We start from the raw sequence: 13,454 nt of genomic DNA, 5'->3' as shown, positions 1-13,454 counted from the left end.
TCAACTACGCTAATTTAATCTCAATGGCTTCGATTCGCAATCCTTGTCCAGTCGTACCTGCTATTTCGCCATTACGTATCCATGCAGTCCAGCCTATGTTTTGAACGTGAACACGATAAGAGATGCTGTGTTTATCACAATTTATTTTTATAGCCTCAAGCCTTAACCCCTTACCAATGGTTCCGACTACTTCTCCGTTGGTCCTAGCTGGTGTCCAGCCTAAACTTTCAATATGTCCTTCTACTGTAAGCCTGGCGTCCGAATGTTCAAGTCTTACAGTCAACGCTTCTATTCTTCGTGATTGTCCAATGGTTCCAGCTGTCTGGCCGTCTCGCCGTGGCCCTTGCCACCCCAGTTCTTGGACATGCGCCTCATATACGACAGATGGGCTTGATATAGCAAGTGTTTGGGGTCTTACTGCTAGCCCTAAAAACTTGGCAACACCTCGTGCATGCGCCTCGCCAATCGCTTTAATAAAGGTCTCATCCTTTAGTCGATTAGCGTCATTGCTATCAATGAAAAGATTTTCTGTAAGGATCGCCGGCATATTTGTCGCCCTTAATACTGCAAAATTTGCGCGTTTCTTGCCACGATCAGGAATGGATCCATATTGTCGCATAGCTGCTAAAATCTCAGCATGTAGAATATTCTGCAGGGCAACGGATGACGAACCGGCACCATTATAAACAAAACTTTCAAAACCTGTTCCCCCACCTGCATTAATGTGGACGGATACAAATACATCTGCTGGCCATGCATTCGCGGGATCATCTCGCCTCGATAACTCCACCGTTGTCTCACTTAACCGAGTAGCTCTTTGCTCAAATCCCATGTAATATGACTCTAAATATGTCATCGCATACTGTACAATCTTTAATGTTAGTTTTGATTCTTGGAGTCCATTGGCAACGGCGCCGGGGTCAATGCCTCCATGGCCAGGATCCCACATGATTTTTTTTGCCATTACTTATCATCTCCTATAGTATAGTAAATGCAAAATATTTATTCTTGACAGGGACAAATGGGTAAACATTATTTTTTGATTAGGCCCTGGGCCTGCAAAGCCTTTTTCTGCAACTGCGCTTTTTTAGATGTATATGTGTTTTTCCATACAGCATACAAGTTAATTACAAGCGCAGTTCCAGCTGAGACAACAAGGATAAACGCATTAATACTTTCAGTTGTAAACCAATCAAAAGATACTCCGATGGTTCCTAAAAAAAATAATAGGGCTGTTAAAAACCCACCTAATAATGTAGCAATATCCTTTTTCATTCTCCACTTCCTCCTCCATTTCCTCCATTACCTTCAATTTTATCGACTCGTTTATGCAGCGACTTGTTGGATTCCTCCACCAGTGTTACGCGCTCTCCAAAAACCTGCATTTGCTTCTCACTGGCTTTCTGGTCAATTCTTATATCATCAACCCCTCTGCGGATATAACCCAATTCTGCCTTTAATTCTGCACTTTCCTGCCCATCAGATTTAATTGCCTTAGATTTGTTTAGTGAATAGCCAAGAAAAGCAATTATTACGGATAAAACGGATATTAATACTCCAACCTCTACTGTCATCAATACACCTGCTTTCAAGAAAAATAATAAGAGCCCTGGAAGGACTCTTAAAACAACTTATTCTTTTTGAAATATTAAAGTTTGCATTTCATTATTCAAAAAAATTAACACATCATTAAATGTTTTTAGAACATCTTTATCTTCAATATAGTCAACATAATTCTTCTGTTGGTTTGGAAATCCCTCATCCAAAAGATTTGCTGCTTTAATCCACCTGACTGCATAAGGTCTAAAGTCTATTTTATTAAAGTCTATGTTATTAAAATGAAGACCTATTTTATTGTGAATCACGAATAGTTTCATATTGTGTTTCATTGAATTATAAGCATGCGCAAGCCCAAACAATAGAAGTCCTTTTTCATCCTGTCCCGCTCTATTATAATAATCAGCTAAACCATGTTTTTTATGCCACTCATGAGTAGTCATAACCCAAAGTAGTAGCTCTCCAATAGCAGAATAAATCTCATGATCGTTGGATTCTTCAATTGCTTTTTCAAGTCTTTTGAAAGCAGTAATACTTGCATAATGGTTGAATTTTAACCTCATTCTTTGTTCATAATTAAGTTCTGACATATTCAAGTTCCCCTAATAGAAATTTTTACTATATAAGTTCAATATGGCTAAATATCTCCTCTGTAGATCTCAAAATCGCCTTAAAAAAGAAGATCACGACTATTACGCAGCCGGGATTTTTTTTTAGAGAAATAACAAACCAAAAAGAGTATGGGAGATCTTAGGAACCAAACGCTCCAACCAATTAAAATCAATAAACAAATATTAAAGAAAGAGCATAATTCATACAATAGCTTTACTTTCCACACAAACACCTCCTAGAATAAATTGTAAAAGTTTAGTAGAATCACATTGTACTTAAAAAAGGATGTGAATAAATTAATGAGTAACGTTAAAGAAACCGTAGAAGCTGTCCAAGGAATAGTTGAAGCTGTACCCGTTTATGAGGATATGCTTCAACCCGCTGCAAAAGAATTAGGTAAAAGTATCCATACTTTATCTAAAGCTATAAACATAGCACTTTCTCCAGTCTCCGGTTTAGTTTGGGGCTTTGATCAAATTAAAGAATATCTTCAACCGGCTTTGGAAAAACGATTTAAAAATAAAACTAAAGAAAACATTGTAAGCCCTGAAGTGACTGTTGCTGGTCCTGCTTTGGAAGCTCTACGATTTTCAGGACATAACGAAGAACTAAGAGAGTTGTTTGCTAACTTACTTGCAACTTCAATGGATAAAGAATCTTCTTCAAAAGCTCATCCTTCGTTTGTAGAAATATTAAAGCAATTAACCTCTGACGAAGCAAGGTTGTTGAAAAAAATAGGTTTAGGTTACCATCCAATAATAAGCTTAAAAGCAATGGAAAGTGATAACTTAAGTTATTATGAATTGCTTAGAAACTTTACTTTGCTTGGCGAAGAAGCTAATATCGATCATCCAGAAATTCTGAGTAATTACTTAGATAATTTGAAACGATTAGGATTGATCAGAATTGAAAATGTTACACTTAAACAATCTTATCAAATGCTAAAAGAACACCCTTTCGTTATATCTGCTTCCAGTAAAGCGCCAACATTTGGGAAACTAAGGTACGATTGCGGGTATGTTACATCATCATCATTTGGCAGTCAATTCTATGAAGCATGCATTAAGGAACAATAAAGCTTTCAAAGGAGCTAAAATTAGCTCCTTTTTTTTCTCACATAAGACTCCCGATAGCTGAATAAGGAATTTTTATCTTTTATTTTTGGATTTATTAGTTGCAGGAACTGTATCCTTTTTACCCGAAAACTAATTGTTGGGCAGTTGGGTGCCACGCCAGCCGCTTACATCGCATTGGCCATATTTATTATTTCCCACAGCAACCACCGTGCCGTCAGATTTAAGACCGACAATATGGGCACAACCCGCAGCAATCGCCACATCGTAATTATTCGTTGCTTTATTTCACTCTCTCACCCTTTAGCTGAATAACGATTATAACTTGAAGAACTTTTTTCATTTTTTCTCCAGCTTCCCGGTTTAAGAAAATAGCCAAAATCATACATCGTTTCCCTATGTTTATTTTATTTCTTATCGTTTTGGCGCTTAATGGAACCAACAGAAACAAATCATACACTCAATTTAATGATATTACTGAATGAAAATAGAAAATAGAAGTGAGAGTACAATTGCCTTTTCCAGATTTGCATGGTAAGACAGAGTAAAGAGCAAAGTAGGTCCTAAAAACCGAATAAATGTAAGGGCTACTTTAAAAGTTGATACTGCCCCTTCCCATCTGAAAAATATGGTCATTCATATTCCGAAGAGGATTTTTGCAAATTGGATCTGGACTTGATGGATGATGAAGACACAAACTTGAACTGGATTATTTTTAGGTATTGCAGGTTTCCTTGAATGAATTGATTGTCATCGGCAGCTATTTTCTGTAAAACAGAAATCATTCAGAGTTTCCCGTATTGTTGTAAAATACATGAAAATCGACTATAATGAAGGTAATTAAAAAAGAGTTCCGTGCTGGTAACACGACGCTCTTTGGCAGCTAAATACCGTAGCCAGAAAGTTCGATGTAAAAAAAAGACTCATACCATTGTATCCGGTCAAAGATTAACAGGGTGTGTTAGTCTTTTTTATTTGCCTAAATAATGGCGACAACCAATACTGAGAATAAAATTATGAGTTAGTTTATTAGTTTAAAATACATCTCATTTATAAAACAGAATATATAGGGAATGTTATTCGCTGGCATCGCCCAAAAGTTTTAGAGGCAGACTCTTTTTTAAGCATATTTTATTATTTTGACTGTTGATTTCCGCTCCAGTCGCTTCGCTCTCCTCGGGTTGTCGCTGAGTCGTTCTCACAACCGTTTTTTGCAAGATCAATAATAACCTCTTTAGATTATTCAAGATGATAGCTAATTTTCTCTAAAAATTCTTTATTTAACGGTTTAGGTATGAATTCCTGATCTTTGAACAATTCACGAGTAATCATAAAATCTTTCGGAATATTAGTATCTGGCTGTCATTAATCTTACCGCAGTCACCTATTGCCTTAATATCACCTTAAATCCATTATATAGGAACTAATATTCATTTTGTGATTGAAAAAAGAACGCCGAATTACAGCGTTAGAGCTTCCATTCTGGACATATGTGCGCTTACCTTTTATACTCACCGTAACTATCGGAGTATTCAGTATCTTCACAATCATCTTCTTTTTTAACATTCATCGAAAGTCATTATTGATGATTCTTTATTGTTTAAATAGTCCTTATAAGTTAAACCTAAAGGATTTCTCTTGTGCATTACCATTGTGTTCTCCCCCTCCGTTACTTACTATATACCCAAGAATCTTCCTTTAAATTCATACCAAAAAAAGCTTTCTTTGGCGCCGACTTTATAAATTAGTTGTCTCATTCAGATTGTTAGCCACGATTGTTCGCTGTACTGATTCTAAATGTCCAAAATATAATTATTTGAATGGATTGTCGAACCTTTATGATTTAAAAAGGGCCTAGAATACGACGTAAGGTGAACGTACCTTATTTAAACAATATAAAAAACCCTTATAAAGTGGTTTAAAGTATATTGAAAAATTCAAAGATAGGAACCCCTCCTATGAAACAAATAATAACGATTTTGGAATGATACTGAATTAACAAAACTTTTATTAAAATAGAAATTACGAAAAAGTCTTGACTAAAATAGACAAGACTTTCCCATTTATTTTTTTAACAATTCTTATTCTTCACTTACATTTAACTGGGGTAGCCCCTTTATAAACTTCACGCTTTCCAAACTAACCCTTACAATCCGTTTTAGTAAATTAACAATATAGAGAGGATCATTGGACCATTCGTTGGGATTATTGACAATTCCAGAATCATTATCTTTGGTTATTGCATATCGCTCTATAATCCACTCAATAGCTGATTTTCCGTTTACAACATAATCGTAAGCTTCAAGCGGAATATCATACAGGGTAAGCTCTTGGTTATAAACAATTACACTCTTATCAATTTTTCCATTCTTTTTACCGAAGGTCATCTTGGTTACTTTATAACTCTCTTCATCCATTAAAAGTTTTGACTCCTCGGCCAAAGGATAAGGTTCAACGCATTCATAGTTTAAATGCAATTCACCTAGCTTTCGTCCAGTTTTTGAGAATGTCCAAAAATCGCCAGCAAGTGGAATACGTGGTAGCATTTTCTTTAGGTCTGTGCCAAACCGTTTACGATACTCAGGAGAATGAAGGATACCGTATATGTACCAGAAGATATCTTCTTTGGTAAATGAATAATTATTATAATGACTTTGAAATTCATTTAATGCCCAATCTGTAATTGCTTCATGACGGATATATCCATTGTAATTATTTGGTTGTTTTTCGAATAATTCAATTTGAGTATTATTTTCAACCTGTACCTTTTCATACCAATATAGAGGAAAACATTGTCCGGTATCATGCATGTGCAGATTGGGTATGACATCAGTAACCAATGCTGAGAAATCACGTCTCGCCCCAATCCCGGTTATGGAAATAACGATGTTCTCGTGTTCCTCAGTAGGAAAGATTCGTGGCATTTGATATACCATCTCGTTGAAGGAACGGTTAAAATACAACCATTGCTTAGTAAATGGGCGATACATGCTAACTGCAACCGATTTAGGGTCATATTTAAACAACTTTCCCTTTTTTGCATCAGATTTCAGGGCACGTGTCCAACTTATTCGACTCGGGGTGTTATCCACTACAGATTCAATTTGTGGCTTTTGACTTTTCTCCATTCCAATACATGCATTAACATATCGTCTTACTTCTCCATTATAGTTTTTAATCAACCCTCTCATATTGGATTCGAGACAGCTTTGTTTAAAGTTGTAAGTCCAAGTATCACGGTTAGTAACAACACCAAGTGAGTATAAGGAGAAAATATTATTGGATGTTTCATCATCCTTGTTCCCTATACTAATAAACGTATTAAACACCGGATTACGTTGATTTATCCAATCACCCTTTGTGTTTGGGATGATATGTTGCCAATAGACGCCATTAATACTATTTAAGTTTTCTATTTTTGTCAGTTTTTCTTCGCGGCTAAGATTATCACCGATGTCGTAATAAGACAACTCACATTTACCTTCATGATCAGGATCTTTAACCATGACCGTTATTGCAACACCAGTTTGTATGTCAAATACATTTTGGCCTTCCCGTTTTGCGTCCTCCCCAAGTCTCCCTTTAATAAATCCGCGTAAATTAAAAACATAGAGATGGCTAAACTCGTCAGTCAAGGATTTACGTAGTCCATCTGCATTATTACTATCAATAAACCTACCATTGGTTACAAAAGCTATGATACCTTTATCTTTAATACGATCTGAGGCCCATCGAATGGCTAGTATATATGAATCGTAGAGATTCCTCATTAGCCCTGATTTTGACGCTAAAGCATAGGTACTACGAATGCGATCATTTAAGGTTGGATATTTCAGATTTTTATTGTTATCCCGCTCACTTTCTTGGCCAACTGAATATGGAGGATTCCCAATTATAACTCGAATATCCTGTGTTTTTTGTCGGTTTACTCGTTCGCTATTTTCCGGCAAAGTTTGACGATCAATCCAATCTCGTTTTTCGGCAATTTGAAACGTATCCGTTAATACTATACCTTCGAATGGTCGATATTCGCCAGTTAAAGCATGATAGGTGCTTTCTATATTTATTGCTGCGATGTAATAGGCCAATAAAACGATTTCATTGGCATGTAGTTCATTTTGATACTTATGTAATAAATCCGCAGGTCTAATATACCCAGATTGTAGCAGTCGTGTTACGAAAGTTCCCGTGCCAGTAAACGGATCAAGAACATGCACATTACGCTCAGTTAATCCTGTACTGAAGTGCTTCCGTAGAGCAAATTCAACACTATTGATAATAAAATCAACTATTTCTACAGGGGTGTAAACAATACCTAAGCGTTTAGCCATCCGTGGGAATGCACTTTTGAAAAAGGTATCGTATAAATTCCTGATAATTTCTTGCCGTGATTTATCGCTCTTTGCAAGTTGTACTCGCTCTCGAACACTTTCATAGAACTTTCCCAAGTTCTCAATCTCACTACTCATGGCATGGTTATCAATTATTTCTATTATTGCCTGCATAGATTTTGATACTGGGTTATTTTTTGTAAATGAATAACCTTCAAATAATGCTTCAAATACCGGACGTGTAATTACATGTTGTGATAACATTTCTATTGCTTCTTCCTCAGTTACTGATGGGTTCAGGTTATCTCTAATCCCCTTTAAAAAAATTTGAAAGGCATTTTGTGCTTTATCATATTTTAATAGTTCATGAATACGTAAAATAATACTTTCTGCAATTTGTGCAACGTTCTTCGCCCAGTCCCTCCAGTATTCTAAATCACCAAGTTTTTTTGGTATTGCTGCATAAACAGCTTCGGATATAGCATCAATTGAGAGTAGAGGAAAGTCCATGGATATTTGAGAATTACCACTTGAATCACTAGCACTTCCTTTACCAGGGGATGCGCTAATAACACGAATTTTTTTTCTAAATTCAGCCTCATCAACCAAAGAATCATCATGAGCCCTTAGTGCTTTTATAACTTTCCAAATTCCTTTAAATTGACTATCTCTATCTATATAAGAATTGTAATCTTTAACTTTTGATGATGGAATTCCTATCGGAAGAATAATATACCCATACTTTTTTTTACCGTCTTTTGTTTTACGCATTACCCGCCCAACAGACTGTACAATATCAACAATAGAGTCCCGTGTATCAAAAAAAACTACTGCATCAAGTGCCGGGATGTCAATACCTTCTGAAAGACAACGTGCGTTTGAGAGAATACGACATTCACCGGCTCGAGGATCTTCCTTAAGCCATTCTATTGCCTCCTGACGCTTAAGTGCATTCATAGTCCCATCTACATGTTCCAATGAACAAAAAACCATATTATCATTGTCCTGATGAGACTGGCTGTACATACTTACTAATTCAGAAAATATCTTGGTTGTGGACTGGGAATTTTTTATTGAGCGTGAGAAAGCCACAGCTCTTTTCATTGGGGCAGTATCATCAGTTATCGCTTCTGTTCCTTCTTCACTTACTTCTATCAAGCCAAGTTTTGAAAGCCCCTTCCAACTTCCAATTATTTTAGTAGCAAATCCACTATCAATTGCCTTTTTATTTTCAATTTTAAATGCATTGTAATCGTTTGCAAGCTTTGCCATAAGCTCCTCGTTAACAGCAACAATCAAAACTTTATATTCAGCCAGTAAGTCCTTAAGGACAGCTTTACCAAACCCAAGCTTATGGAATTCTGGCCCATAAATTGTTTCATCATCCATGGAATATAGTGTGGCACTATTTTTGTCAGCTTTATTTTTTGATGCATCATTATAGATACGAGGAGTTGCCGTCATGTATAACCGCTTTTTGCTTTGGATTATGTTTTGCTGATGTACTTTTACAAAATCTGATATGTCTTCGTTATCTATACTTATCCCCGTTGTTCGATGCGCCTCATCACAAATAATTAGATCAAATTCCCCAACACCCTTTTTCTGAGCATCTGATACAACTTGAATAGATTGATAAGTTGAAAAAATAACACTTCGGCGATCCGAGGGAACCTGCTTTAACTTGGCAGCAAGTCTGTCGGAATCAGTAGTTGCAGGGTATGCCAAATCATACTTGCGTATGTCCTCATTTTCTTTTCCAATTTTGTTATCAGAGCAAACAACAAATGAATGGAATGGAGCAATAGATTCGTTAGCCCACTCACGAAGGGTTTGCGCAACAAGAGAAATTGAGGGAGCAAGGAATAAAATTTTTCCCTTTCTATCCGTTATTTCTTCAGCTATCCTCAGTGAAGTTAAGGTTTTTCCAGTACCACATGCCATAATTAGTTTCCCACGATCATTAGCTTGAAATCCAAATTTAGTATCTTGCAGTGCATCTTTCTGATGTGGTAATAATTGCTTCCTTCTGCGTAGCCGAAGATCCTTTATGTTATTAATGCTAAATTGACTCCAATCAATAGGACTTTCGGCCAACTGTTGGAGCCCTAAACGTGTAACCTCAATTGTTTGATGGTTTATAGCTTCCTCTGCCTTTTTACTCCAATTATTTGTTGTAGAGACAATTAAGCGGTGAACAAACGATTGCTCATAATCATCTGCTACAAAAAGTTTACCCGATGCTGTAAAAAATGAATCAATATCTCCTTTTTCAATACTATAGTTTGAATTAAAAAATTTACATTGAATGGCCCAGTATTCACCCGTATACCGTACCCTCGCTACAAGGTCAATCCCATCGTCACTCCCCCAACGATATGGCCAATCATCCCATAACCATACATCACTTAGAAGATTTGAATAAATTGGATCGGTCAAAAGATAGTTTGCTATTAATCTTTCAAATAATTCGCCTTTTTCGCGGGTTGAACTAGCTGCACGATTAAACTCTTCCAGTAAATTAAAAATTGTACTCATCCTAATAACTCCAATCTTACTAGTTGGTAGGTGTAACAGAAAGTAATTATTAGGACTGAGTACAATATTATTTAATATCTAGCATATTGACTATCAATAAAGTTTAGTTTTTCTAAGAGGGCCAGCCCTAAAACAACATTTCCATCATTATTCTAACTCTTTCAAGAGTACTAAACTACAATATTTTGAAAAATTTGCTATATTTTTCCGATAAACCGTGATTTTTGTAAAAAAAGTTCACCATAAGCCATTTCTAATTGTTTTTTTAACTCTCTATTTTCATTCTCCTCATTCTTTATTCTATCTTTTAGAGCCTTAATTCACTCTTTCCCTGTGATTTTTAATATAAATTAAGATAGACTCAAGTAACATAAATATTCACAATAATCCCATAAGCGTGAGAATCTAAAAATATTATACGACTTATAGCACTCCTGACTCGAGGCCTAATAGGGGTCTTTCTTACATATAGTTCAAGGCAATTGCTATTTAAATAGTACTAAATACAAGAGATCTTTACGAGCCCACCCCCGGTCAGAAAAATATAAATAAATAAAAGGAGAAAATCATCATGAAATATGGTTACACCAGGGTATCGTCTTTAAATCAAGATTTGGAATCCCAGCTTCAAGCATAGAAAAGCATGGTTGCTACAAATTTATTCAGAAATGTTTACCGGAACTAAAACTGATCGCCTCGAATTCAACAAGCTGCTGCAAGAACTAAAAACAGGTGATACACTCGTCGTTACAAAGCTGCACCGTTTCGCCCGAACGACTGCAGACGGAATAAACACCGTTAAGTCACTGTTCGAGAAGGGGATTAAATTCCATGTGCTAAATATGGGATTAATTGAGGATACGCCTACAGGATGGCTTATATTGAGCGTAATGCTGGCGTTCGCAGAGTTTGAACGGGATATGATTGTCGAGCGATCCAGGAAGAAAAGGCTATAGCGAAACAGAAGGAGGATTTTCGGGAAGGGCGACCGAACAAATTTAGCAAGAAGCAAATAGAACACGCTCTAAAGCTACTGGGGAGTAATTCATACAAACAAGTAGAGGAAATCACCGGAATCAGCAAAAGTACGCTCATTCGTGCGAAGAAACGCACTACCTTTAAATAATATTTGTAGCTGTTGCTGAGCATGAATCAAGCGATTTAATAAACCAAAAACTAATGTCCAAAGTGATTCGTTAAAGGTAAAAAATAGTGAGCCCGGATTCCCAGGCTCGTAATTTATTTATAATTTGATTAGTTACCTTGAGCAGAATCTTTTTCATTAAAGGTAAAAGACGGCAGTATTTCAAAATCATTTTCAACTACAAATTTTATAAACTTATAATCTGTTGTGTTACCTGTATCAAATTTTGAAATGTAATTAAGTAAATTTAATTTTTTAATACTATTAATCCCTTTGTCATTGAATAAGAATGCATTACTTAGTAAATATAGAATTAACGTTTCTTTGCGAGTAAGATTAAACAAATATTTCAAATAAAATTCAAGATCCCATTCATCTAGTAAATTAATATTCCTTTCTAATAAAAGAAACACCTGTTGTAAATGGTCTTGGAAAACATCAAAATCAGTACCTCTTTCAAGCGAAAAATATGAATCTTCAACAACCTTTCCATATATTTTATAAAAATCTTCATTAAAATGTTCCTTACGTATATTTTTTACTTGTTTGTTAAATTCCGGGCTATTTGTGCCGCTTTCCATTCTTTTATTAAAAGTGACCAATAGATATTTAAGATATTCGTACCCAGAATATGTTTTTGATTCAGTATGAAATGAAAATCCTAGTATATCTATTCTAATTTCATTTATTAAATTATAAAATATGTTTTCAAATCTATTAAGTCTAGATGTTTTACTTTGTTCTTGCAAAGCTATTTTTGCGTCTTCTAATTCTTCACGAACTAAAGATATTTCATCCTTTTGTATATTCAATTGTTCCTTTTGTATATTTATTGTTCGAATAATATAAAGAATACTAGCAAATGTTAGAAAGGGAAGTGTACTTCCTCCAAGTAAGTCACCGTATGTACCTAGTTCACTAAAAGATATACCTAATACTTTATTTCCGAAAGCGCCAAAAAACGGAGAAACGAATGCCAAACCAAGAAAGACAGGGGCTAATTCTGTTACATCGAATTCGTTTTTATTGTCTATTTTATTTTTTCTTTCCATATATTATCCTTTCCTTCTTCCCCCAATTTAAGTTACATATATTATATTCGATATATTTATATCATAATAAAAAGGATGAAACTATTACAATTCCATCCTAAAATTTTTTTTATTCCATTTAACAAACGGAGGCAGCCTGAGCAACCCAGTTCTGGTTAAGTTCCGGTACCTTACTCGACACGGGATATGTTCTATAAAAGTAAACTTATCATCGTCTGACACAACCTCCAGCACCCCGTACAGTTTCTTACGTTCGGCTGGTAGAATATTCTCTCCATTACTCCGGCTGGTCTGCCCCTGAAAGCCCAGGAGAAGCCCAAATTTGCCCTTTCTAAGCCCGGTAATCACCACATCATCATATTGGTAATTTATCACTTTGAGCCAAACCCAGCTGCGCTTACCGACCTCATAGAGTGAATCCTTGCGCTTTAAGACAATCCCCTCCAAGCCTTGCTGCCGGACCAGATCAAAGTATGTCGAACCGTGACCTTCCAAAAACTTTACCTTCGATACTAAACTTGAATCCTCCGGGATAATGTCATGCAGCAGTTGCTTTCTATCCATCAAGGGAAACCTGGTAACCGATTTGCCCCTATATTGGATGACGTCGAAAACCACCTAGCTTAACGTCCCGTTCTCTAGTACGTTGCGCTTTGACTGGAACCGGAACATCATAGCTTCAAAGTCCGGCTTCCCATCGGCGCTAGTAAAGATAATTTCCCCGTCTAAAACCGTTCCGTCTGGTATATCTATAGTCAAAAGTTCAGGGAATCGGGCTGTACCCTCGTTATTATGGCGAGTATAAAGACGCACCTTATTATCAAACTTTGAAAGTATTAATCTAATGCCATCTAGCTTTAGTTCTGTAATATATGAATCATCATCAAAAGGTTCCGTTACCCTTCGCAATAACATCGGTGAAACAAACACATAAACCACCTCATGATTAATTGTAAGAGAAAGTTAAACAACTATCACTGGTGGTTTATTGTCATTAATGGCATTTTCAGCTACATAAAATAAAAATAGGGCACCGCTATGATTTCACTGTTCGTGAACTAAAGCCCCCGTTCGTATTATAAGGTTAACCAGAATGCTAAATATTTCTGGTTGACCTTATTTATTTTGGTCTTATTATATCAGTAGC

Annotated in this window: 7 protein-coding genes and 3 pseudogenes; 2 read left to right on the top strand and 8 right to left on the bottom strand. The window is 36.0% G+C overall.

Annotated features, from left to right (window positions below; genetic code table 11):
* Window positions 1-4 precede the first annotated feature (4 nt).
* The 4 genes from AR334_RS07995 to AR334_RS07980 form a co-directional block, all read right to left on the bottom strand.
* Window positions 5-949 carry an N-acetylmuramoyl-L-alanine amidase gene (locus AR334_RS07995; RefSeq protein ID WP_253701219.1) on the bottom strand — a complete coding sequence of 315 codons (945 nt, stop codon included), beginning with the start codon at window positions 947-949 and terminating at the stop codon, window positions 5-7.
* Between the two features lie 83 nt (window positions 950-1,032).
* Entirely contained in the window at window positions 1,033-1,275 is a 243-nt protein-coding gene (locus tag AR334_RS07990; RefSeq protein WP_066307786.1) for a phage holin, read from the bottom strand.
* Window positions 1,272-1,574, bottom strand: a complete 303-nt coding sequence (locus AR334_RS07985) for a hypothetical protein (protein WP_066307783.1) — start codon at window positions 1,572-1,574, stop codon at window positions 1,272-1,274. Before AR334_RS07985 ends, AR334_RS07990 begins: the two co-directional genes overlap by 4 nt.
* Before the next feature lie 57 nt (window positions 1,575-1,631).
* Window positions 1,632-2,147, bottom strand: a complete 516-nt coding sequence (locus tag AR334_RS07980) for a hypothetical protein (protein ID WP_066307780.1) — start codon at window positions 2,145-2,147, stop codon at window positions 1,632-1,634.
* A 321-nt stretch (window positions 2,148-2,468) separates the two neighbouring features.
* Between AR334_RS07980 and AR334_RS07975 the strand changes: the two genes are divergently transcribed.
* Window positions 2,469-3,245 carry a DUF4393 domain-containing protein gene (locus tag AR334_RS07975; protein ID WP_066307777.1) on the top strand — a complete coding sequence of 259 codons (777 nt, stop codon included), beginning with the start codon at window positions 2,469-2,471 and terminating at the stop codon, window positions 3,243-3,245.
* 129 nt (window positions 3,246-3,374) lie between these two features.
* Here AR334_RS07975 and AR334_RS29430 read toward each other — a convergent pair.
* A pseudogene (locus tag AR334_RS29430) lies at window positions 3,375-3,506 on the bottom strand (RCC1 domain-containing protein); the annotation flags it as partial.
* 1,817 nt (window positions 3,507-5,323) lie between these two features.
* On the bottom strand, window positions 5,324-10,111 hold the full coding sequence (locus tag AR334_RS07970) for a type ISP restriction/modification enzyme (protein ID WP_066307774.1): 4,788 nt from the start codon (window positions 10,109-10,111) through the stop codon (window positions 5,324-5,326).
* 571 nt (window positions 10,112-10,682) lie between these two features.
* Between AR334_RS07970 and AR334_RS07965 the strand changes: the two are divergent.
* A pseudogene (locus AR334_RS07965) lies at window positions 10,683-11,237 on the top strand (recombinase family protein).
* Window positions 11,238-11,365: 128 nt separating this feature from the next.
* On the opposite strand, the gene AR334_RS07960 reads toward AR334_RS07965, so the two are convergent.
* Window positions 11,366-12,307 carry a hypothetical protein gene (locus AR334_RS07960; protein ID WP_066307767.1) on the bottom strand — a complete coding sequence of 314 codons (942 nt, stop codon included), beginning with the start codon at window positions 12,305-12,307 and terminating at the stop codon, window positions 11,366-11,368.
* Window positions 12,308-12,391: 84 nt separating this feature from the next.
* Window positions 12,392-13,222 (bottom strand): annotated as a pseudogene (locus tag AR334_RS07955) (ATP-dependent DNA ligase).
* Window positions 13,223-13,454 lie beyond the last annotated feature (232 nt).

Origin of the sequence: Bacillus sp. FJAT-29814 (genome assembly GCF_001510715.1) — a bacterium.
Classification (GTDB): Bacteria; Bacillota; Bacilli; order Bacillales; family Cytobacillaceae; genus Neobacillus.
The sequence above is the reverse complement of the archived record's forward strand: the minus strand, read 5'-3'. Positions and strand labels throughout refer to the sequence as shown.